General features: G+C 70.3%; 18 protein-coding genes, 5 tRNA genes and 1 pseudogene. 8 read left to right on the top strand and 16 right to left on the bottom strand.

Features of this window, described 5'->3' with window-relative positions; all coding sequences use genetic code 11:
• Positions 1–48: 48 nt before the first annotated feature.
• Genes ACJX2R_RS35640 through ACJX2R_RS35630 form a run of 3 tightly spaced genes read right to left on the bottom strand, consistent with a single transcriptional unit; the run spans position 49 to position 3,012 of the window.
• Positions 49–1,221 (bottom strand): D-alanine--D-alanine ligase family protein, encoded by a 1,173-nt coding sequence (locus ACJX2R_RS35640; protein WP_413103448.1) that lies wholly within the window; start codon positions 1,219–1,221, stop codon positions 49–51.
• 34 nt (positions 1,222–1,255) lie between these two features.
• Positions 1,256–2,257, bottom strand: coding sequence for an NAD(P)H-dependent glycerol-3-phosphate dehydrogenase (locus ACJX2R_RS35635; RefSeq protein ID WP_413103447.1), 1,002 nt, complete (start codon positions 2,255–2,257; stop codon positions 1,256–1,258).
• Entirely contained in the window at positions 2,254–3,012 is a 759-nt protein-coding gene (locus ACJX2R_RS35630) for a lysophospholipid acyltransferase family protein (protein ID WP_262703876.1), read from the bottom strand. The genes ACJX2R_RS35635 and ACJX2R_RS35630 overlap by 4 nt, the downstream gene beginning before the upstream one ends.
• A 170-nt stretch (positions 3,013–3,182) precedes the next feature.
• Here ACJX2R_RS35630 and cofC point away from each other — a divergent pair.
• Positions 3,183–3,797 (top strand): annotated as a pseudogene (gene cofC, locus ACJX2R_RS35625) (2-phospho-L-lactate guanylyltransferase); the annotation flags it as partial.
• 364 nt (positions 3,798–4,161) lie between these two features.
• Here the strand turns inward: cofC and ACJX2R_RS35620 are convergent.
• From ACJX2R_RS35620 to leuC, 4 genes are all read right to left on the bottom strand, one after another.
• Entirely contained in the window at positions 4,162–4,734 is a 573-nt protein-coding gene (locus ACJX2R_RS35620) for an HU family DNA-binding protein (RefSeq protein WP_413103446.1), read from the bottom strand.
• Positions 4,735–4,859: 125 nt separating this feature from the next.
• Entirely contained in the window at positions 4,860–5,105 is a 246-nt protein-coding gene (locus tag ACJX2R_RS35615; RefSeq protein WP_020868190.1) for a hypothetical protein, read from the bottom strand.
• A gap of 124 nt (positions 5,106–5,229) precedes the next feature.
• A complete protein-coding gene (leuD, locus tag ACJX2R_RS35610) occupies positions 5,230–5,823 on the bottom strand; it encodes a 3-isopropylmalate dehydratase small subunit (RefSeq protein ID WP_262703874.1) in 594 nt (197 codons plus the stop codon).
• 6 nt (positions 5,824–5,829) lie between these two features.
• A complete protein-coding gene (leuC, locus tag ACJX2R_RS35605; protein ID WP_413103445.1) occupies positions 5,830–7,260 on the bottom strand; it encodes a 3-isopropylmalate dehydratase large subunit in 1,431 nt (476 codons plus the stop codon).
• Positions 7,261–7,403: 143 nt separating this feature from the next.
• Here leuC and ndgR point away from each other — a divergent pair, with 143 nt between their 5' ends.
• Complete coding sequence (ndgR, locus tag ACJX2R_RS35600) at positions 7,404–8,120, top strand: IclR family transcriptional regulator NdgR (RefSeq protein ID WP_030834082.1); 717 nt, start codon at positions 7,404–7,406, stop codon at positions 8,118–8,120.
• 33 nt (positions 8,121–8,153) lie between these two features.
• Here ndgR and ACJX2R_RS35595 read toward each other — a convergent pair whose 3' ends face one another.
• Positions 8,154–8,636 carry a DUF4188 domain-containing protein gene (locus ACJX2R_RS35595; RefSeq protein ID WP_413103444.1) on the bottom strand — a complete coding sequence of 161 codons (483 nt, stop codon included), beginning with the start codon at positions 8,634–8,636 and terminating at the stop codon, positions 8,154–8,156.
• Between the two features lie 95 nt (positions 8,637–8,731).
• Between ACJX2R_RS35595 and ACJX2R_RS35590 the strand changes: the two genes are divergently transcribed.
• Complete coding sequence (locus ACJX2R_RS35590) at positions 8,732–9,373, top strand: MerR family transcriptional regulator (RefSeq protein WP_262703871.1); 642 nt, start codon at positions 8,732–8,734, stop codon at positions 9,371–9,373.
• 49 nt (positions 9,374–9,422) lie between these two features.
• On the opposite strand, the gene ACJX2R_RS35585 is transcribed toward ACJX2R_RS35590, so the two are convergent.
• The 8 genes from ACJX2R_RS35585 to ACJX2R_RS35550 all read right to left on the bottom strand — a co-directional run bounded on the left by ACJX2R_RS35585 (position 9,423) and on the right by ACJX2R_RS35550 (position 12,749).
• Positions 9,423–9,495: transfer RNA gene (locus ACJX2R_RS35585), tRNA-Glu, on the bottom strand.
• Between the two features lie 22 nt (positions 9,496–9,517).
• Positions 9,518–9,589 (bottom strand) — tRNA-Gln (locus ACJX2R_RS35580).
• 13 nt (positions 9,590–9,602) lie between these two features.
• Positions 9,603–9,675: transfer RNA gene (locus ACJX2R_RS35575), tRNA-Glu, on the bottom strand.
• 31 nt (positions 9,676–9,706) lie between these two features.
• Positions 9,707–9,779, bottom strand: a tRNA-Glu gene (locus ACJX2R_RS35570).
• Positions 9,780–9,829: 50 nt separating this feature from the next.
• Positions 9,830–9,901 (bottom strand) — tRNA-Gln (locus ACJX2R_RS35565).
• 169 nt (positions 9,902–10,070) lie between these two features.
• Positions 10,071–11,558 (bottom strand): glutamate--tRNA ligase, encoded by a 1,488-nt coding sequence (gene gltX / locus ACJX2R_RS35560; RefSeq protein WP_413103443.1) that lies wholly within the window; start codon positions 11,556–11,558, stop codon positions 10,071–10,073.
• Positions 11,551–12,342 carry a fumarylacetoacetate hydrolase family protein gene (locus tag ACJX2R_RS35555; RefSeq protein ID WP_020868197.1) on the bottom strand — a complete coding sequence of 264 codons (792 nt, stop codon included), beginning with the start codon at positions 12,340–12,342 and terminating at the stop codon, positions 11,551–11,553. The genes gltX and ACJX2R_RS35555 overlap by 8 nt, the downstream gene beginning before the upstream one ends.
• Before the next feature lie 119 nt (positions 12,343–12,461).
• Complete coding sequence (locus tag ACJX2R_RS35550) at positions 12,462–12,749, bottom strand: hypothetical protein (protein WP_413103442.1); 288 nt, start codon at positions 12,747–12,749, stop codon at positions 12,462–12,464.
• Positions 12,750–13,271: 522 nt separating this feature from the next.
• On the opposite strand from ACJX2R_RS35550, the gene ACJX2R_RS35545 reads away from it, so the two are divergent.
• The 5 genes from ACJX2R_RS35545 to ACJX2R_RS35525 all read left to right on the top strand — a co-directional run bounded on the left by ACJX2R_RS35545 (position 13,272) and on the right by ACJX2R_RS35525 (position 22,092).
• Positions 13,272–17,213 carry a nitrate- and nitrite sensing domain-containing protein gene (locus tag ACJX2R_RS35545; RefSeq protein ID WP_413103441.1) on the top strand — a complete coding sequence of 1,314 codons (3,942 nt, stop codon included), beginning with the start codon at positions 13,272–13,274 and terminating at the stop codon, positions 17,211–17,213.
• Complete coding sequence (locus ACJX2R_RS35540) at positions 17,214–17,636, top strand: roadblock/LC7 domain-containing protein (RefSeq protein WP_075200408.1); 423 nt, start codon at positions 17,214–17,216, stop codon at positions 17,634–17,636.
• 106 nt (positions 17,637–17,742) lie between these two features.
• A complete protein-coding gene (locus tag ACJX2R_RS35535; RefSeq protein ID WP_014055140.1) occupies positions 17,743–18,153 on the top strand; it encodes a DUF742 domain-containing protein in 411 nt (136 codons plus the stop codon).
• Entirely contained in the window at positions 18,134–18,718 is a 585-nt protein-coding gene (locus ACJX2R_RS35530) for a GTP-binding protein (RefSeq protein WP_078956609.1), read from the top strand. Before ACJX2R_RS35535 ends, ACJX2R_RS35530 begins: the two co-directional genes overlap by 20 nt.
• Before the next feature lie 335 nt (positions 18,719–19,053).
• Entirely contained in the window at positions 19,054–22,092 is a 3,039-nt protein-coding gene (locus ACJX2R_RS35525; protein WP_413103440.1) for a nitrate- and nitrite sensing domain-containing protein, read from the top strand.
• The last annotated feature ends 7 nt before the right edge of the window (positions 22,093–22,099 follow it).

Genomic DNA, 22,099 nt, shown 5'->3' with positions numbered 1-22,099 from the left:
GGCCCCGTGCGGCTGGCGCGGCCCCGTGCGGCTGGCGCGGCCGGTCGGTTAGCGCAGCCCCGTCGAGCGGCGCAGCGCGGCCTCCAGCAGCCGGTCCACCAGCTCGGGGTAGCTCACGCCGCTCTCCTGCCACATGCGCGGGTACATCGAGATCGGGGTGAAGCCGGGCATGGTGTTGATCTCGTTGATCACGAACTCACCGCTGTCCAGCAGGAAGAAGTCGGCCCGTACAAGCCCCTCGCAGGACGCCGCCTCGAAGGCGGCCACCGCGAGCTCCTGGACCCGGCGGGTCTGCTCCTCGGTGAGCGGCGCGCGCACGATGCCGTCCGCCGCGTCGATGTACTTCGCCTCGAAGTCGTAGAAGGCGTGGGAGGAGACCGGCGGGATCTCGGCGGGCACGCTGGCGCGCGGCCCGTCCTCGTACTCCAGCACCCCGCACTCGATCTCACGGCCGCGCAGCAGCGCCTCCACGATGACCTTCGGGTCGTGGCGCCTGGCCTCCTCGACGGCCGCGTCCAGGTCCGCCGGGCCCTCGACCTTGCTGATGCCGAAGGACGAGCCGGCGCGCGCGGGCTTCACGAAGAGCGGCCAGCCGTGCTCCTCGGCGAACTCCACGATCCGCCGGCGGGCGGCGGAAGGTTCCCGCTCCCAGGCCCGGGGGCGGATCACCTCGTACGGGCCGACGGGCAGCCCGAAGGAGACGAACACCCGCTTCATGTACTCCTTGTCCATGCCCACGGCGGAGGCGAGCACCCCGGCGCCCACGTACGGCACCCCGGACAGCTCCAGCAGCCCCTGGAGGGTGCCGTCCTCGCCGTACGGCCCGTGCAGCATGGGGAAGACCACGTCGACGTCGCCCAGCGCCTTGGGCACCGCCCCCGGCTCGCTGTAGACGACCTCGCGGTTCCCCGGGTCGACCGGGAGGACGACCGAGCCCTCGCTGGACTCGGCGAGCCGTTCGACGCTGGGCAGCTCGCGGTTGGCGATGGCCATCCGGTCGGGCTCGTCGGCGGTCAGCGCCCAACGGCCGTCCGTGGTGATGCCGATCGGCAGCACGTCGTACTTCTCGCGGTCGATGGCGCGCAGCACGGCGCCCGCGGTGACCACCGAGATCGCGTGCTCGGAGCTGCGGCCGCCGAAGACGACGGCGACGCGCGGCTTCCGCCGCTCGCCTCCGGAGGAAGCCGGAACAGGGCTTGAGGAAGGGGTCTGGCTGCTCATATCGCGTTGAGGTTACCTTGCGGTCCGCGTGGCGTCAGTGCCGCTCGGCCTTGGCGCTGCGGGACATCAGCTCTTTGAGTGCGACAAGGGGCTGTTTGCCGTCGTGCACGATCTCGACGACGGTTTCGGTGATGGGCATGTCGACGTCGTGGCGGCGGGCGAGATCCAGCACCGACTCGCACGACTTGACGCCCTCCGCGGTCTGCTTGGTGACCGCGATGGTCTCCTCCAGTGTCATCCCGCGGCCCAGGTTGGTGCCGAAGGTGTGGTTGCGGGAGAGCGGGGAGGAGCAGGTGGCGACGAGGTCGCCCATGCCCGCCAGGCCCGCGAAGGTGTGCGCGTCGGCGCCCATCGCCAGGCCCAGCCGGGTCGTTTCGGCGAGGCCGCGGGTGATGAGCGACGCCTTGGTGTTGTCGCCGAGGCCCATGCCGTCGGCGATGCCCACGGCCAGCGCGATGACGTTCTTCACCGCGCCGCCCAGCTCGCAGCCGACCACGTCGGTATTGGTGTACGGGCGGAAGTACGCGGTGTGGCAGGCGCTCTGGAGGCGGCGGGCCACGCCCTCGTCGGGGCAGGCCACCACGGCGGCGGCGGGCTGCCGGGCGGCGATCTCCTTGGCGAGGTTGGGCCCGGTGAGCACCGCGACGCGCTCCGCGGGCGCCTTGGCGACCTCCTGGACGACCTCGCTCATCCGCTTGGCCGTGCCGAGTTCGACGCCCTTCATCAGGGAGACCAGCACCGTGTCGGCGGCCAGCAGCGGGGCCCAGTCGGTGAGGTTGCCGCGCAGCGTCTGGGAGGGCACGGAGAAGACGGTGAACTCCGCGCCGGCGGCGGCCTCGGCCGGGTCGGTGGTGGCGCGCAGACCGTCGGGGAGCCGCACCCCGGGGAAGTAGTCGGGATTGCCGCGGCCGGTGTTGATGGCCTCGACGACACCGGGCCGGCGCCCCCACAGCGTCACCTCGCACCCCGCGTCGGCGAGCACCATCGCGAAGGCGGTGCCCCAGGAGCCGGTGCCGAAGACGGCGCAGCGCGTCACTTGCTCTCCTCATCGGCCAGCGGGAGCGGCGGGCCGTCGGTGCTGGACCGGGTGGGCCGGTCGTACCTCTGAACGGGCGCCGGCTCGCCGCGCACCTCGGAGAGGAGCTCGGTGATGGCGTCCATGATGGTGTCGGTGGCCGCCCTGAGGACCTCGGCGGTGGGCTCCTGGCCGTAGAACTCGGACAGGTCCACCGGCGGGCCGGCGTGCACCTTGAGCGTCTTACGGGGGAAGAGGCGGACCCGCTTCTCCTTGGCGTACGGCGGCACGGCCTCGTTGGCCCCCCACTGGGCGACGGGGATGACCGGGGCCTTGGTGAGCAGGGCGACCCGCGCGGCGCCGGTCTTCCCGCGCATGGGCCACATCTCCGGGTCGCGGGTGAGGGTGCCCTCGGGGTAGAAGGCCACGCACTCCCCCTTGTTGATGGCGTCCACGGCGGACCGGAAGGCGTTGGCGGCGTCGGTGGACTCGCGGTAGACGGGGATCTGGCCGGTGCCGCGGAGCATGGTGCCCACGAAGCCGCCTCTGAAGAGGGCGGCCTTGGCGAGGAAGCGCGGCACCCTTCCGGTGTTGTACTGGAAGTGCGCGTAGGAGAGCGGGTCGAGATACGAGTTGTGATTGATCGCGGTGATAAATCCACCGTCGGCGGGAATGTGCTCCATTCCGTGCCAGTCCCGCTTGAACAGAACCACCAGCGGCGGTTTGCACAAGACCGCTGCCATGCGGTACCAGAAGCCGATTCTGCGGCCGGACACTCGGAACATCCTCTCTTGGACCCTGCTGACCTGCTGGCTTGCTGCCGCCCTGGCGGCCGCACAAGTGTCGCTCCAGGCACCCCGTCTGTCGAGGACACCGTAACCCCGCACGTCTTCGGCGAGCCGGGCAGCAGGTCAGAATGAGGCCCGTGGGAAGAAACGGAGCCCCTGTGACCTGGACCCTCGTGGTGCCGCTGAAGCCCTTGACGCGGGCCAAGACCAGGCTCTCCGACGCCGCGGGGGACGGCCCCCGGGCCTCGCTCGCCCTCGCGTTCGCCCAGGACACGGTGGGCGCGGCGCTGGCGAGCCGATGGGTGCGGGGGGTGACCGTCGTCACCGACGACCCGCTCGCCGGACGTGAGCTGTCGGCCCTCGGCGCCCGGATCCTGCCCGACTCCCCGGGGCGCGGACTGAACGCGGCACTGGCGCACGGCGCCCGCGCGGTCCGCGGGGAGCGCCCCGAGGCCGCCGTGGCGGCCCTCAACGCCGATCTCCCGGCGCTGCGGACGGTGGAGCTCGACCTGGTGCTCGAGGCCGCCTCCGGCTTCTCACGCGCCTTCCTGGCGGACGCCGCGGGGGTGGGCACCACGCTGCTCTCGGCGGCGCCCGGCGCCGAGCTGGCGCCCGCCTTCGGGGGTCCGTCGCGGGACCGGCACCGGGCGTCGGGGGCGCGGGAGATCGAACTGGCGGGGGTGGACTCGGTGCGGCGCGACGTGGACACGGCCGGGGACCTGCGCGCGGCGGTGGCCCTGGGCGTGGGCGCCCACACCAGGGCTAGGCTGGCGGACATGCAGGGAACCGCCTATACGTACGACCCCGAGACCCGCGCCGGCAGCGTGCTGCTGGACGACGGAACCCCGCTGCCGTTCGACACCGCGGCCTTCGACGCCGGGGGGCTGCGGATGCTGCGCCCGGGGCAGCGGGTGCGGATCGAGGTGGAAGGCGAGGGCGAGCAGCGCCGGGTCGTCTTCGTCACGCTCCAAACGTTCTGAGCGCCGTAGGGTTCCGGGCCCGGCGGACGAAACCGAGCGCCACGGAGGTTTCCGCGTACGGACCCCTGGGACCCCGGGCTCCGACAGCACCGCGGGCCGGGCTCCCTCGGGGAGCCCGGCCCGGCGCGGATGCGGTGGGGCGCCTGAGCGCCGCCGGCTAGCGCTTCCTGGCGGTGGTCTTCTTCGCGGTGGTCTTACGGGCACTCGTCTTGCGCGCCGGGGCCTTCTTCGCGGTGGCCTTGGCGGGAGCCTTCTTGGCTGTTGTCTTCTTGGCGGGGGCCTTCTTGGCCGCGGCCTTCGCGGGGGCCTTCTTGGCCGTCACCTTCTTCGCGGGAGCCTTCTTCGCAGGAGCCTTCTTGGCGGCCGCCTTCTTGGCCGCGGCCTTCTTCGCCGCCACCTGGAGACTGCCCTTGGGAGCCTTCTTCACGGCGACCTCGCCGCCGCGCGGGAGCTTCTTGGAGCCGCTCACCAGATCCTTGAAGCCCTGGCCGGGACGGAAGCGGGGCACCGAGGTCTTCTTGACCCGCACGCGCTCCCCGGTCTGGGGGTTACGGGCGTACCGGGCGGGCCGCTCCACCTTCTCGAACGAACCGAATCCAGTGACCGAAACTCGCTCCCCGGAGACGACCGCCCGGACGATGGCGTCCAGGACGGCGTCTACGGCATCGGCGGCCTGCTGACGGCCGCCGACCTTGTCGGCAATCGCTTCTACGAGCTGCGCCTTGTTCACGTCTTCCCCTTCGGAGACATTGCCGGAATCAATGTGTTCAAGCCTTTTCGCACGTTAGGCAGATATATACCGCAAATCAAACACGAAACGGGCTAATCACCCTTGTGCCGCAACGTACTCGATCGTCACGGACTTCCGTCGGTGTCGGGATCTTGGGGGAAACGCCCCTCGTCGAGGTCGTTCATCAACCGCTCCAGGCGCTTTGCCGCGTCTGCGAGATCGTGTTTCGCCGCTGAGGTGATGACCAGCAGCTTCCGGGACAGCGCCATCCGTACGCCCTCCGGGACTTGCAGTGCGCGCACCTTTGCGTGCGCTTCCTTGAGCCGGTCGGCGACGATGCCGTAGAGCTCGAGTTGGCCGTCGCGTTCCATGCACTGATTGTGCCATCTGAGGCGAGTTGTCGCTTCACGGGGCCTCAACATGCCGATGCGCCGCCGGTCCGAGGACCGGCGGCGCATCTTGCCAAACCCGCTCTGTACAGGGAGAACCGGGGGGTCAGACCTCCACGGTGCTGGGCTTGAAGGAGGGGCGACGCGCCTCGTACGAAGCGATCGAATCCTCCTCCCTGAGGGTGAGGCTGATGTCGTCCAGACCCTCCAGGAGTCGCCACCGAGCATTCTCGTCAAGCTCAAAATCAGCCGTGATGCCCTCGGCCCGGACCTGGCGCTCGACGAGGTCCACGGTGACCTCCGCGGTGGGGTCCGCCTCGACCAGCTTCCACAGCCGGTCCACGGTCTCCTGCGGCAGGACGACGGTCAGCAACCCGTTCTTGAGGGAGTTGCCCCGGAAGATGTCGGCGAAGCGGGACGAGACGACGGCCTTGAAGCCGTAGTTCTGCAACGCCCACACCGCGTGCTCGCGCGAGGAGCCGGTGCCGAAGTCGGGCCCGGCGACCAGAACGGTTCCGCCCTTGTGCTCGGCCTTGTTGAGCACGAACTCCGGGTCCTTGCGCCACGCCTCGAAGAGGCCGTCCTCGAAGCCGTCGCGGGTGACCTTCTTGAGCCAGTGCGCCGGGATGATCTGGTCCGTGTCCACGTTGCTGCGGCGCAGCGGGACGGCCCGGCCGGTGTGCGTGGTGAATGCTTCCATGACTGCTCAGGCCCCCACGGGAGTCGATACGGCGGCGTCGGACAGGTCGGCGGGCGAGGCCAGATGGCCCAGCACCGCGGTGGCGGCGGCGACCTGCGGCGAGACCAGGTGGGTCCGGCCGCCCTTGCCCTGCCGGCCCTCGAAGTTGCGGTTGGACGTGGACGCCGACCGCTCACCGGGCGCGAGCTGGTCGGGGTTCATGCCCAGGCACATCGAGCAGCCCGCGTGCCGCCATTCGGCCCCCGCCGCGGTGAACACCTTGTCCAGCCCCTCCTCGACGGCCTGGAGTGCGACCCGCACCGAACCGGGGACCACCAACATCCGTACGCCGTCGGCCACCGCGCGGCCGGACAGCACCGAGGCGGCGGAGCGGAGGTCCTCGATGCGCCCGTTGGTGCAGGAGCCGACGAAGACCGTGTCCACCTTGATGTCGCGCAGCGGCTGACCGGCCGTCAGGCCCATGTATTCCAGGGCCTTCTCGGCGGCGTAGCTCTCGCTGGCGTCCTCGAAGGAGGCCGGGTCCGGGACCGACTCCGACAGCGGCGCGCCCTGGCCCGGGTTGGTGCCCCAGGTGACGAACGGGGCGAGTTCGGAGGCGTCGATGACGACCTCACGGTCGAAGACCGCGTCGTCATCACTGCGCAGGGTGCGCCAGTACGCGACGGCCGCGTCCCAGTCGGCGCCCTGGGGGGCGTGCGGGCGGCCCTCCAGATAGGCGAAGGTGGTCTCGTCCGGGGCGATCATGCCCGCGCGGGCGCCCGCCTCGATGGACATGTTGCACACGGTCATCCGGGCCTCCATCGAGAGTTTCTCGATGGCCGGGCCGCGGTACTCGATCACATAGCCCTGGCCGCCGCCGGTGCCGATCTTGGCGATGATCGCCAGGATCAGGTCCTTGGCGGTGACGCTCTCGGGCAGCTCGCCCTCGACGGTGATCGCCATGGTCTTGAACGGCGCGAGCGGCAGCGTCTGCGTCGCCAGCACATGCTCGACCTGGCTGGTGCCGATGCCGAACGCGAGCGCGCCGAAGGCGCCGTGGGTGGAGGTGTGGCTGTCACCGCAGACCACGGTCGTCCCCGGCTGGGTCAGTCCCAGCTGCGGTCCCACCACGTGGACGACGCCCTGCTCGACATCGCCGAGCGGGTGCAGCCGGACGCCGAACTCCGCGCAGTTCTTGCGCAGCGTCTCCAACTGGGCGCGCGAAACGGGGTCCGCGATCGGTTTGTCGATGTCGAGGGTGGGGGTGTTGTGGTCCTCGGTCGCGAGGGTGAGATCGGTACGACGGACCGTGCGGCCGGCCTTGCGCAGGCCGTCGAACGCCTGCGGGCTGGTCACCTCGTGCAGCAGATGCAGATCGATGAAGAGCAGGTCAGGCTCGCCTTCGGCGCGCCGGACGACATGGTCGTCCCAGACCTTCTCCGCGAGTGTCCGTCCCATCGCTTTCCCTCCGGCCGGCGCCAGTGCCGGCCCAAACTCGAGTCGAGTGCGTGCCCTGGTCCGCGGGCCCGCCATTTACAGGGTGGCGGGTATCCCCGGAAATTGAACTTGCGTTTCACAGTGTGAGACGTGAGTATCGTCCCATGGACAACACTAGCGGTGTCGGCGTTCTCGACAAGGCGGCTCTGGTTCTGAGCGCCCTGGAGTCCGGTCCGGCCACCCTCGCCGGGCTGGTCGGGGCGACCGGCCTCGCCCGCCCGACGGCACACCGGCTGGCGGTGGCACTCGAGCACCACCGGATGGTGGCACGTGATATGCAGGGGCGCTTCATTCTGGGCCCCCGCCTGGCCGAGCTGGCGGCGGCCGCGGGCGAGGACCGGCTGCTCGCCACGGCCGGGCCCGTACTCACCCATCTCCGGGACGTGACCGGCGAGAGCGCGCAGCTCTACCGGCGCCAGGGAGACATGCGCATCTGTGTCGCGGCGGCCGAGCGGCTGTCCGGACTGCGGGACACCGTGCCGGTCGGCTCCACGCTCCCCATGAAGGCCGGCTCGGCCGCCCAGGTGCTGATGGCCTGGGAGGAGCCCGAGCGGCTGCACCGTGGGCTCCAGGGAGCCCGCTTCACCGCCACGGCCCTGTCGGGCGTACGGCGGCGGGGCTGGGCCCAGTCGATCGGCGAGCGGGAACCCGGCGTGGCGTCCGTCTCCGCGCCCGTTCGCGGCCCGTCCAACCGCGTGGTCGCCGCCGTCTCGGTCTCCGGACCGATCGAGCGGCTGACCCGCCACCCGGGCCGCATGCACGCCCAGGCGGTCATCGACGCGGCGGCCCGCCTGACGGACGCCCTCCGCCGAGGAAACTGATGGGCGCCTTACGGCGCCCATGGCGCCCCCTTACTACAGCGACAGCCGGTCGGCCGCGCGCTCTCCGCGGCGGCCGACCGGGACGACCCCGGTAGCCTTGGCCAGGCCGAACGCCGGCATGTTGTAGTAGATAGCCTCATGCGCCCCCGTCGGCACCACATAGGTCTCATGCCAGAAGCCGACCTTGCCCTTACCCTCTCGCATCCGCCGGTTGAACGCCGCCCAGGCGGGACGGTGCTCCGCGTCCTGAGCCGCCGCGTACTCCAGCAGTTTCTCGTGCGAGCTCCAGTACTGGACGACGTACAGCATCCGGGGCGGACCGACCAGCACCTGGTGAGCCAGCAATCCGCTCTCCGCGTCCCGCGACAGCTCGCGCAGCATGCGCGGCATCGCGGTGAAGACCGGCCACCAGCTCCGCAGCGCGCGGAAGCGGTTGACGCGCATGCCGATCAGGAAGACGGTGACCTCCCCCTCGGCCTCGGCGGTCATACGACCCTCGATCGGCCTGACACCCATAGTGATCCCCTCGTTCCGGGCTCGGCGATAAGCTTGGATAGCAGCACTACCCGACCGTTGGATAGTGCCACTCTCCCATGGAAGGTGCAAGAGGGATGCGACTGGCGGAGCTGAGCGAGCGCAGCGGGGTGTCCACCGCGACGATCAAGTACTACCTACGCGAACGGCTGCTACAGCAGGGCGAGCGGATCACCGCCACCCAGTCCGAGTACGGCGAGGAGCACCTGCGCAGACTGCGGCTGGTGCGGGCACTGATCCAGGTGGGCCGGATGCCGGTGGCCACCGCGCGCGAGGTGCTGGAGGCCGCCGAGGACGAGTCGCTAAGCGAGCACATGCGAATGGGCGCCGCCATCTTCGGACTGCCGCACGGCCCGGAGCCCGCAGAGGAAACACCGGAGACGGTGCGCGCCCGGCAGCATGTGGACGCCCTGCTGGACCGGCTCGACTGGAGCTACGGCCGGGAAATCGGCGACGCCTCCCCGGCGTACCGGACGCTGATCGAATCCGTGGCCTCGCTGGCCCGCCTCGGTTACCCGCACGACACCGACCACCTGCTGCCGTACGCCCGGCTGGCGTCCCAACTGGCCGTCGAGGAGCTGGATGTCATCGAGAAGTACAGCACCCTCTCCGAACGGATCGAGGCGGCGGTCGCGCTGACCGTGCTGTACGAGCCGGTGCTGCTCAGCTTGCGACGCCTGGCCCAGACCGAGGAGTCCGGCCGCCGCATCAAGGAATGACGACGCGCGGAAAAGCCCCCCGCGATCACCGCGGAGGGCTTACCTTCCGTACCCCCGACCGGATTCGAACCGGCGCTACCGCCTTGAGAGGGCGGCGTGCTAGGCCGCTACACAACGGGGGCCTGAATCAGCACAGGTGCTGCGCTGGGCTACCAGGACTCGAACCTAGACTAAATGAACCAGAATCACTCGTGCTGCCAATTACACCATAGCCCATGGTATAGACCAGTACCCCCGACCGGATTCGAACCGGCGCTACCGCCTTGAGAGGGCGGCGTGCTAGGCCGCTACACAACGGGGGCTCTAGCGATCTCCGTCTCGCGAAGAGATCCGTACCCCCGACCGGATTCGAACCGGCGCTACTGCCTTGAGAGGGCAGCGTGCTAGGCCGCTACACAACGGGGGCTTGGTCCTGCTTTGATCAAGAGATCCACCGGACACCCGGGAGATCTCCTGCTGGGGTACCAGGACTCGAACCTAGACTAAGTGAACCAGAATCACTCGTGCTGCCAATTACACCATACCCCACCAAAACGCCACCCTCGTAAGGGGTTTTGTTTGGTTTGCGTCTCCGGTCCGACCTCTCGGCGGCCCGTCCGGCGCAGGAAGAACATTACCCGATGGTGGACGGGCCACCAAAACGAGTATCACCGCGAGTGGCGCCGCCTCGCGGGCGCGGGCGGCGCCTCACGCCCCCCTATCCGGCCAGCTTCGCCAGCGCCGCGTCGACCCGGGTCAGCGTGCGCTCACGGCCCAGGACCTCCAGGGACTCGAACAGCGGCAGTCCGACCGTGCGACCGGTGACCGCGACCCGCAGCGGCGCCTGGGCCTTGCCCAGCTTCAGACCGTGCTCCTCGCCGGCCGCGAGGACCGCGGCCTTCAGGGTCTCGGCGTTCCAGTCCGCCTCGGCGAGCCGGGTGCGGACCGAGGCCAGGAGCGCGTCCGCGCCCGGCTTCATCGCCTTGGTCCAGGACGCCTCGTCGGCCACCGGCTCGTCGAGGAAGAGGAAGTCCACGTTCGCGGTGATGTCGGACAGAACGGTCAGCCGGGTCTGGGCCAGCGGGGCCAGCGCCTCGAAGGCGGCCGCGTCGAAGGCCTCCGGGGCCCACGGCGCGTGCGGGGCCCTCAGCCAGGGCTCGCAGGCCTCGATGAACGCCTTCACGTCCAGCAGCCGGATGTGGTCCGCGTTGATCGCCTCGGCCTTCTTGAGGTCGAAGCGCGCCGGGTTGGCGTTCACCGCCGAGATGTCGAACGCCTCGACCATCTCCTCCAGCGAGAAGACGTCCCGGTCGGAGGAGAGCGACCAGCCCAGCAGGGAGAGGTAGTTGAGCAGCCCCTCGGGGAGGAAGCCGCGCTCCCGGTAGAGGTTCAGCGACGACTGGGGGTCACGCTTGGAGAGCTTCTTGTTGCCCTCGCCCATGACGTACGGCAGATGTCCGAAGGCGGGCACCTGACCGCCGCCCACACCGATCTCGGCGAGCGCGCGGTAGAGCGCGATCTGCCGCGGGGTGGAGGAGAGCAGATCCTCGCCGCGCAGTACGTGCGTGATCTCCATCAGCGCGTCGTCGACGGGGTTGACGAGCGTGTAGAGGGGCGCGCCGTTGGCCCGCACGATCCCGTAGTCCGTGACGTTCTCGGGGGCGAAGGTCAGCTCACCGCGCACCAGATCGGTGAAGGTGATCGGCTCGTCCGGCATCCGGAAGCGCACGATCGAGACGCGCCCCTCGGCCTCGTACCCCGCGATCCGCTCGGCGGTCAGGGTGCGGCACTTCCCGTCGTAGCCGGAGGGCCGGCCGGCCTTGCGGGCCGCCTCGCGGCGCTCCTCCAGCTCCTCGGCGGTGCAGTAGCAGCGGTAGGCGTGGCCCGCCTCCAGCAGCTTCTCCGCGACCTCGCGGTAGAGGTCCATCCGCTGCGACTGGCGGTAGGGGGCGTGCGGACCGCCGATCTCGGGGCCCTCGTCCCAGTCGAAGCCCAGCCAGCGCATGGCGTCCAGCAGCTGGGTGTAGGACTCCTCGGAGTCGCGCGCGGCGTCGGTGTCCTCGATGCGGAACACCAGGGTGCCGCCGTGGTGACGGGCGAAGGCCCAGTTGAACAGGGCCGTGCGGACCAGGCCGACATGGGGGTTGCCGGTCGGCGAGGGACAGAAACGAACCCGCACGGGGGCGGAGGAGGGTGCGCTAGCCACGCTTGATCACCTTGTTGGTGAGAGTGCCGATGCCTTCGATGGTGACGGCGACCTCGTCGCCGACGGAGAGCGGGCCGACGCCCGCCGGAGTGCCGGTGAGCACGACGTCGCCGGGGAGCAGCGTCATCGCCTCGGTGATGTGCACGATCAGATCCTCGATCGGGCGCACCATCTCGCTCGTACGGCCGAGCTGACGCTGCTCACCGTTGACGGTGCACATGATGCCGAGGTCGCCCGCGCGCGTCAGGTCGATATCGGTCTCCACCCAGGGGCCGAGCGGGCAGGACGTGTCGAAGCCCTTGGCCCGCGCCCACTGCTTCTCGCGCCGCTGGGCGTCGCGGGCCGTGATGTCGTTGCCGCAGGTGTAGCCGAGGATGACGTCCTGGACGCGGTCACGCGGAACCTCGCGGCACATCCGTCCGATGACCACGGCCAGCTCGGCCTCGTAGTGCACCTCGGAGGAGAAGGAGGGGTACGCGACGGGGTCGCCGGGGCCGACCACGGAGGTGGACGGCTTGAAGAAGACGACCGGGACGTCGGGGACCTCGTTGCCTAGCTCCGCCGCGTGCTCGGCGTAGTTGCGCCCGATTCCGACGACCTTGTTCGGCAGGACGGGCGGCAGCAGCCGGACCTTGCTCAGGGGGACCTTCTGGCCCGAGCGCTCGAATTCGGCGAAGGGGTGGCCCTTGATGATGTCGATGACGGGGCCGTCCGGATCGGACGGTTCGCCCTCCACCACGCCGAAGGCGACGTTGCCGTCGATGGAGAATCTGGCGATGCGCACGGGAAGCCTTGGCTCCTGACTGAACTCGCTGGAGACTGACGCTCCAGGCTATCGCTCCGCGTCCCGCGCGCCGCCGTCCCGCCTGCCGCCGGTGGTGGCGCCCACCACGGCCCGGGGAGTCAGTTGCCCGGGGCCTCGGTCAGCACGGTGCGCTTGGGGTTCGCGGTCCGGTTGGGCAGATCGACGCGCTGCTCCGGCTGCTCCTCGGGCGCGCCGGTGTCCTCGATGTCCGTGGCGATGTCCTTGGCGTCCTTGAGCTCTTGGACGTCCTTGACATGGGCCAGGGTGGTGCGCCGCGGGTTGGCCATGGAGCGGAACATCATCGTCGTCTTCACTGGGGTGTACGCCTCGCTCTTGTCGTTCGTTCCGGCTGTGTAAAGCGTCAGGCTAGAGGCGGCCTTGCCCATCGATTCGCAGGAAAAGTCGCCGCCAGTATGTGATATTGCTCACGAACGATCAGGCAAATGCGACATAGAAGACAGTTGCCTAATCGCGCTAAACGGACATCGCATACCCGAACCTGACGTTCCGCTCTTGATCATCGCTAGCCGGACACTCGATTGCGCCGTTCGATTCGTACGCGAAAGTCCGTTATCGCCGACATGGCTTTCTACGTCCCGTAATAAAGTCCGCACTGAGCGTCACGCGCATCACAGCCTTATCCATTGCCCTTGTTGCAGCATCCGGCACTGTGCTGGAATTCCCGGGACCGCCGCGGGAATCACCGGCGCGCACGGGGGCGCAACGTCAGAGGCGCCGAGCGGCGGGGGGCTCCTCTTGTCGACACGAAAGGATGCGCGCCGGTCACTCACGACCGACAGGGGGGATCGCGGTCCCCCACGACTCGACACCGCTCCGCCGCTCAAGCCGGCGGGGCGCCTGGTCCAGAGGTTGCGACGCTAGTGCAGGGACGTTTCAAGAGGGATGGTATGGGGGCTCCCCAGGCCCGCCAGGGCCGAGGGGAAGCTTCGGCGGACCCGGAGCCGCGCGGCGCGACCGACCGCGGCTCCTCGCCCCAGCGCGCCCAGGGAAGCAACGGCAGGACGCTGAGCGATCAGAGCCCCGATGCCGGTGCGCAGAGCGCCACCCGGGTCAGTGCGCCCAGCGGCGGTGGCGGCGCAGACGCCACGGAGCCGCCGGCCAAGGCGAAGCCCTCCGGCCCCACCGGGCCCGGCAGTCGCATGGCCCTGCGCAACTGGCGCATCAGCACCCGACTGGTCTCCCTGCTCGCGCTCCCGGTGGTCGCCGCGACCACGCTGGGCGCACTGCGCATCGAGGGCTCGCTGGACAACATCCAGCAGCTGGACCAGATGAAGCTGCTCACCGAGATGACGCAGCAGGCCACCCAGCTGGCCAGCGCGCTCCAGGAGGAGCGCGACAAGTCGGCCGGTCCGCTGGCGGGCAAGGGCAACGACAAGGACGACCGGGTCGTCTCCACCCGCGAGGACACCAACCGCGCGATCGCGGCGTTCCGCGACGCCACCCACCAGATCGACCCCGGTGACCAGTCGCTGGCCGGTGTGCAGTCCACGCTCGTCAACATCGACCGTCAGCTCGGCAAGATCAACGAGGTCCGGGACACGGCCTACGACAACAGCCAGTACTACTCGCTGACGGTCCAGAACTACAACGAGCTGATCAACTCGTTGCTTTCGCTCTCCCAGGACATGGCGCAGGCGACCAGCAACCGCGCGATGATCAACAACACCCGCGCGCTCGCCACCTTCTCCTCCGCGAAGGAGTACGCCTCCATCCAGCGCGCGCTCATCAGCGCCGCTCTCGCCGACCCCAAGGGCGCCGACTTCTCCGCCAACGACCGCCGCTTCGCCAGGACCGCGGTGGACAAGGAGAACGAGGCGCTCGGCCGCTTCAAGCAGATCCGCCAGGGCAACTCCGAGGATCTGCTCGAGCCGCTGGACAGCCGCCCCGACATCAAGGCGGCGACCATGTACGCCGACCGCGCGGTGCGCGACCCCGAGGGGCTCAAGGCGGAGAAGCGGACCGATCTTGACTGGTACGACCAGGACAGTATCAAGATCGAAGAGATGGGCAAGATCGAGGAGACGCTGCTCAGCGAGATGCAGCAGAAGGCTCGTGAGCTCCGCGACTCCGCCCAGCAGGACGCGATCCTCAACGGTGCGCTGATCCTGCTGGTCCTCGGTGTCTCCCTGGTCGGCGCCTTCGTCGTCGCCCGCTCCATGGTCCGCTCGCTGCGCCGTCTCCAGGACACCGCGCAGGAGGTCTCCCAGAAGCGGCTGCCCGAACTGGTCAAGCAGCTCTCCGAGTCCGATCCGCAGGATGTGGACACCTCCGTCGAGTCCGTCGGTGTGCACAGCCGGGACGAGATCGGAAAGGTGGCCGCGGCCTTCGACGACGTGCACCGCGAGGCGGTACGGCTCGCCGCCGAGCAGGCACTGCTGCGGGGCAACGTCAACGCGATGTTCACCAACCTCTCGCGCCGCAGCCAGGGCCTCATCCAGCGCCAGCTCTCGCTCATCTCCGAGCTGGAGAGCCGCGAGGCCGACCCGGACCAGCTCTCCTCGCTGTTCAAGCTGGACCACCTCGCCACCCGTATGCGCCGTAACGGCGAGAACCTCCTGGTCCTCGCGGGCGAGGAGCCGGGCCGCCGGTGGACCCGCCCGGTGCCGCTGGTGGACGTGCTCCGCGCGGCCGCCTCCGAGGTGGAGCAGTACGAGCGCATCGAGCTCAGCTCGGTCCCGGCGACCGAGGTCGCGGGCCGGGTCGTCAACGACCTCGTCCACCTGCTCGCCGAGCTGCTGGAGAACGCCACCTCCTTCTCCTCGCCGCAGACCAAGGTCAAGGTCACCGGTCACGCGCTGCCCGACGGGCGGGTGCTGGTCGAGATCCACGACACCGGTATCGGGCTCTCGCCCGAGGATCTGGCGGCGATCAACGAACGGCTGGCCTCCCCGCCCACCGTCGATGTGTCGGTCTCCCGGCGCATGGGCCTGTTCGTGGTCGGCCGCCTCTCGCTGCGCCACGGCATCCGCATCCAGCTCCGGCCGTCCGACTCGGGCGGTACGACGGCGCTGGTCATGCTGCCGGTCGATGTCGCCCAGGGCGGAAGGAAGCCGGCCCCGCAGGCCGCCGGCGGTCAGGGCGGCCAGGGCGGACCGGGCGCCGGTAACGGCGGCGCCCAGGGCGGCGGCGCGGGACTGCTCGGCTCGGCGCCCTCGCGGCGCCAGGTCCCGGGCTCCGGTTCGCGCGCCGCGCTGCCGGGCAACGGTGGCGGCAGCGGACTGCCGACCCGGCCGGTCGGCGCGGGTGCGGGCCCCTCGGGCGGCGCCCCGGCCGGCGGCCCCAACTTCTTCGAGGGCGGACGGCCTCCCGGCCCCCGGACCAACGCCCCCTCCGGTCCCGGCGGTCAGCAGGGCGGCCCCGGCGCCCCCTCCGGCCGTCCCCCGCTGCCGACGCGCGGCGAGAACCCGACCGTCGCCCCGCCGACCGGCGCCCCGGCCCGGGCCGACGCGGGCGACCAGGGCGGCCGCCCGCAGCTGCCCACCCGCGGCCCCGCGCCCGAGCTTCCGGCACCCGCGCAGCCCGGCACCAGCTGGGGCGCGCGCCGCGCGTCCGGCGAGGACGACTGGCCGGGCACTCCGCGCGACGCCGGGGACACCCCGCGCGGGCACGAGGAGTACGAGTCCACCGGCCAGTTCGCCCGTCCGGAGCTCGGCGGCCCGGCGGAGCGGCGCGATCCGTTCGGCAACCGCGGCCCCGGCGACACCGGAGAGCTGCCGCAGCTGACCGACGGCCCCAGCATGTTCGAGCCGCGCCGCGCGCCCGGCGGGCCGCAGGCCGGACAGGGGCTGTCCGACACCGGCCAGTTCAACCGCCCCGACTACGGCCGCGGCCCGGGCGACACCGGTGAGTACGCCCGCCAGGAGCTCGGCCAGGGCCCGGGCGACACCGGCGAGTACGCCCAGCCCCGGTTCGAGGACGCCGCCCCGCGCGGCGGCCGCGGCCCCGGCGACACGGGCGAGTTCCCGCGCCCGAACATCGGCGGCCCCGGCGACACGGGCGAGTTCCCGCGTCCGAACATGGGCGGTCCCGGCGACACCGGAGAGTTCCCCCGCCCGAACGTGGGCGGTCCCGGCGACACCGGCGAATTCCCGCGCCCGAACCTGGGCGGTCCCGGCGACACCGGCGAATTCCCGCGCCCGGACATGAGCGGCACCGGCGAGTACGCGCTGCCCCAGGACTCCCAGGGCGGCGAGCCCGAGCGGCGCGCGAACGACCCGCTGCCGCCCGCCGCCGGTCCCGGCGACGGCCGTACGCCCATCTTCGACACCATCGAGTCGACCTGGCATCACCCCCAGGTCGCCGACCCGGGCAACTCGGGCCCGCGGGACGGGGGCCGGTCGTTCCCGTCCGCGCCCTCCGCGCCCGAGCCCACCCCCGGCCGGCCCGCCTCGGCCGTACCGCCCCCCTCGCCCCGCGAGCCGCAGCCGGCGTCCCAGGGCATGGGGGACTTCGCCGGATCGGGCGCCCCGGCGGGCCCGGGCGGCGGCGCCGGTCTCAACGGCCGGAGCACGGGTTCCCACTGGCGCACGTCGCCCCACAACGACGAGCGCTGGCGCCGCGCCGAGCAGATCCGCGAACCCGCGGCCGGCGGTATCACGTCCTCCGGGTTGCCACGGCGGGTGCCGCGCGCAAACCTCGTGGAGGGCGCCGCACACCAGCAGCCGCAGCAGCCCGAACGGACTGGGCCGCAGGTGTCTCGCGCGCCCGATGATGTACGCGGAAGGCTGACCAACCTCCGCCGTGGGATCCAGCAGGGTCGCCGGGCCGGTACCGGACTCGGCGACAACCATGATCGCGGCATTGGCCCGACTTACCAGCAGGAGCGTTAGTTGAGCCCGATGAGCCAGGCGGCGCAGAATCTGAACTGGTTGATCACGAACTTCGTGGACAACACCCCCGGGGTGTCCCACACGGTGGTGGTCTCCGCCGACGGACTCCTTCTGGCGATGTCCGAAGGCTTCCCCCGTGACCGAGCCGATCAACTGGCGGCGGTGGCCTCCGGCCTGACCTCGCTCACCTCCGGAGCCTCCCGCATCTTCGAAGGCGGCGTGGTCAACCAGACCGTCGTCGAAATGGAACGAGGCTTCCTCTTCATCATGTCGATCTCCGACGGATCCTCCCTCGCCGTGCTCGCCCACCCCGAGTGCGACATCGGCCTCGTCGGCTACGAGATGGCCCTGCTGGTCGATCGCGCAGGCAGTGTCCTCACCCCGGACCTGCGTGCCGAACTTCAGGGCAGCCTGTTGAACTGATCCAACGACCATCCGACGCCCGCCCGCCCGGCCACACCGCCGGGCGGCCCCCCACCGGCACCGACCGACGGCACCACCGTCACCTTGTTGTCCGACCGGAGGATCCATGACCCCGCCCCCCGCCTCGCCCGGCCCGTACGGCGGCCATCACCAATCGCCGTACGGGGGTGAAGGCGACCAGCCATTGGTGCGCCCCTATGCCATGACCGGTGGCCGGACCCGGCCCCGCTACCAGCTCGCCATCGAGGCGCTGGTCAGCACGACGGCCGACCCCGTGCATCTACAGGGGCTCCTTCCCGAGCACCAGCGGATCTGCCACCTGTGCCAGGAGGTCAAGTCGGTCGCCGAGGTCTCGGCGCTGCTGAACATCCCCCTCGGCGTGGCACGCATCCTGGTGGCGGACCTGGCGGAGGCCGGCATGGTGGCGATCCACCAGCCCGGGGGCGGTTCGGAAGCGGGCGGCACTCCGGATGTGACACTGCTCGAAAGGGTGCTCAGTGGACTTCGCAAGCTCTAGCGGTGCTCCCCCCTCCCGCGCGACCACCTCGGCGAAGATCGTGGTGGCCGGCGGCTTCGGCGTGGGCAAGACCACGTTCGTCGGCGCGGTCTCGGAGATCAACCCGCTGCGCACCGAAGCCGTGATGACGTCGGCCTCGGCGGGGATCGACGATCTGAGCCACGTCCAGGACAAGACCACGACGACCGTGGCGATGGACTTCGGCCGCATCACGCTCGACGACGACCTGATCCTGTACCTGTTCGGCACGCCCGGCCAGGACCGCTTCTGGTTCATGTGGGACGACCTGGTCCGCGGCGCCATCGGCGCCGTGGTCCTGGTGGACACCCGCCGCCTCGCCGACTGCTTCCCGGCGGTCGACTACTTCGAGAACTCCGGCCTGCCCTTCGTCATCGCCCTCAACGGCTTCGACGGCCAGCAGCCCTACAACCCCGAAGAGGTCCGCGAGGCCCTCCAGATCGGCCCGGACACTCCCATCATCACCACCGACGCGCGCCATCGCAGCGAGGCCAAGAGCGCGCTCATCACGCTGGTCGAGCATGCGCTGATGGCCCGACTCAAGTAGGGGCCGCTGTCCGGAAGTTGTCGGAAAACTGACGTAGGGCGGGCTGTGTCGAACGACACGGCCCGCTCGTCGATCATAACGTTTCGACAGAGATATGCACCGGCTGTCGATACAGAGCGCGATCACGCAGCTCCGGTGCGCACTCAAATAGTTCGTTATTCGACATGTCTCAGCCGTAACGCCCCTTTTTTCTCTGGTCCAGACAACGCACTGAGCGCTTTGCGCACTGTTTGGAAAGCACCCGCGCGGCGTGCTGGAATTCGCTGAACTGGGCAGTCAGGGCTCAGCTGGGAACGGCACGAATCAGGTGCCGATGCCGAGAGGTTGTTGGTCGAGTGAGGCGAAGCAAGCCGGACCCCGCGCGAGAGGCGCGAGGGAACTTCACCCCGCCGCCGCGTACAGGTACAGCGGCGTCGCCCGCCGAGGCAGCGGAGCCACCCGCACCCAGTGGTGGCCGGATCTCCCCTCGGAACTGGCGGGTGCGCGGCCGGCTGTACGCGATCCTGCTCATCCCCGTGCTCGTCGCCCTGGTCTTCGGTGGCTTCCAGGTCGCCTCATCGGTCTCCACCTGGAACGAGGCGCGGGACGCCGAGCGCACCGCCCAGGTCGTCCGGGCCGCCACCACCTACGCCCACGCCCTGGTCAACGAGCGCGACCTGACCGCGGGCCCGCTGCTCAGCGGCACCAACGAGGCCACGGTGGCCAAGGCCCGGGCCGCCAGCGACGCGGCGAAGAAGGATTTCGACAAGGCCGTCGCCGACATGCCGCAGACGCCCAGCTTGAAACGCCGCCTCAAAGCCTTCAGGGCCAGCGAACCGCAGCTGGCCGCCCTGCGCCGGAACGCCTACACCGACCGCCTTGACGGGGTGAAGACCGAAGAGGGCTATGTCACCGTCGAGCACGGGCTGACCGAGTTCGCCAATGAACTGGGCCTGGGCACCGGCAATATCACGTCATACGGCCGTACCGTCTACGCGGTATCCCTGGCCAAGGGCGCGGAGTCGCTCCAGCGCTCCATCGGCACCCATCTGCTGGTGAAGCCCGGCCCGTCCGCGACCGACCGCAAGACCCAGCTCACCGCCTTCACCTCGTACGTCTACCTCGAGGGCATCGCGCTCGGGGAGTTCGAGGCCGCCGGCACCCCGCAGGACGTGACCCGGCTCGAGGACACCCTCACCGCGGCGGAGAAGCGTGCGCAGACGCAAATCGCCGAGGCGAAGCGGAAGGCCGAGGCGGACGGCAAGAAGTTCGTGGCGCCGCCCGGTATGGACAAGATGATCAAGGCCATGGGCAGCGGTGCGAGCCCCTCCGCGCTGGCCGCCCAGGGGGTCACCCCGGACTCCTGGTTCAACGCCTCCACGATCAAGTTCAACGCCTACCGGGACGTCGAGCAGACCCTGGTGAACAAGGCCGTGGACGAGGCGGCACAGATCTCATCGGACGCCCGGCGCGATGCGATCGTGAACGGCGCGATCGTGGTGCTGGCGCTCCTCGCCGCCTTCTTCGTGGCCGCCCGGATGGCCCGCTCGATGAGCCATTCAATGCGGCAACTGCGCAACGCCGCCTTCGAGGTCGCCGAGACGCGGCTGCCGGCGGTGGTCGGCCAGCTCTCCCGCACCGACCCCGGACGGGTGGACACCCGGGTCAGCTCGATACCGATCAACACCCGGGACGAGATCGGCGAGGTGGCCCGCGCCTTCGACCAGGTGCACCGCGAGGCGATCCGGCTCGCGGCCGAGCAGGCGATGCTGCGCGGCGGCGTCAACGCGATCTTCACCAACCTTTCCAGTCGCAACCAGGGACTGATCGAGCGGCAGCTGACCCTGATCTCCGAACTGGAGAGCCGGGAGGCCGATCCGGACCAGCTGGAGCACCTCTTCCGGCTGGACCACCTCGCCACCCGTATGCGGCGCAACGGCGAGAACCTCCTGATCCTCGCGGGCGAGGAGCCCGGCCGGCGCTGGAACCAGCCGGTGCCGCTGATCGACGTGTTGCGGGCCGCCTCCTCGGAGGTGGAGTCCTACGAGCGGATCGAGCTGGCGGGGATCTCCGAGAGCGAGATCCACGGCACCGCGGTGACCGACCTGGTGCACCTCCTGGCCGAGCTGCTGGAGAACGCCACCACCTTTTCCTCCCCGCACACCAAGGTGCGGGTCACCTCGACCCGGCTGCCCGACGGCCGGGTGGTGGTGGAGATCCACGACAAGGGAATCGGCCTGACCGCCGAGGACTTCGCCGACATCAACCACAAGCTGGCCAATCCGCCGACGGTGGACGCCTCGGTGTCCCAGCGCATGGGCCTGTTCGTGGTCGGCCGCCTCGCCGACCGGCATGGCATCCGGGTCCAGCTGCGCCCCTCCGGGGAGCTGGCGGGCACCACCTCGCTGGTGATGCTGCCCGAGGCGATCACCCACGGCGGTGGCGGCGAGGAGCTGCCCCAGGACGACTTCACGGTCTCCCGGATCGTTCCCGAGCCGCGGCCCGCGCCCTCCTACGAGGACGCGACCGAGCTGTCCTCGCGCACCGCCGCCGAGCTGGGCTTCGACGACTCCGCCTACGACCGGGACCAGGGGCAGAACCAGTTCCTGGGCCAGTACAGCGGAATGGGGGCCACCCCGCCCGAGCAGGATCCGCGGCATGACCAGGCGGCTTCCGATCCGTTGGCGCAGTCCGCTTACCAGAATTCCGCCTTTACGCAACCGGAAGCGGATTACACAACTCAAACGGAATCCGAACAGCAGCCGTACATCGGCTACAACTCACCCTCCCAACAGGGAGAGTGGGGCGATTCCGGATCTTTCGAGATGCCCTACGCGTCGCAGTTCGGGACCGAAGCGGAATCAGGACCCAGCGCTCCCGAAGTTTCTCGGGACCGCGTAGAGTTCCACCGTCCGGGCCCCTCCCCGAGCGGAATCCACTCGATGACCGACGCCGGGCTTCCGCGTCGTGACAAGCAGTGGCAGCCGTCCGAGGAAACAGGGGCACAGGGGATGGTCGGGGACCCGGCGGCGCCCGCGGCGCCGGAGCGGCCCTATCAGGCTCCCCAGCAGCAGGAGGACGGTGCCCCGTGGCAGTCGGAGAACGACCACCGCTGGCACCGTGCCGAGCGGCTGCGCGAGCCGAAGGCCGGCGGGGTCACATCGTCCGGCCTGCCCCGCCGGGTGCCCAAGGCCAATCTGGTCGAGGGCGCCGCGGAGCCGACCGGACAGGGCGGCCCCCAGGTCTCCCGCGCCCCGGAGGACATCCGCGGCAGGCTGAGCAACCTGCGCCGCGGCGTCCAGCGGGGACGCGACGCGGGATCCGGGACCCCCGGGCGTGACCAGCATGACCAACAGGGCTTCGGCCCCGGCAGCACCTACGATCAGGAGCGTTAGTGTGAGC

This window comes from Streptomyces sp. Inha503 (genome assembly GCF_047215865.1).
GTDB classification, from domain to species: Bacteria; Actinomycetota; Actinomycetes; order Streptomycetales; family Streptomycetaceae; genus Streptomyces; species Streptomyces lycopersici.
This window is presented reverse-complemented; position numbering and strand designations above follow the sequence as displayed.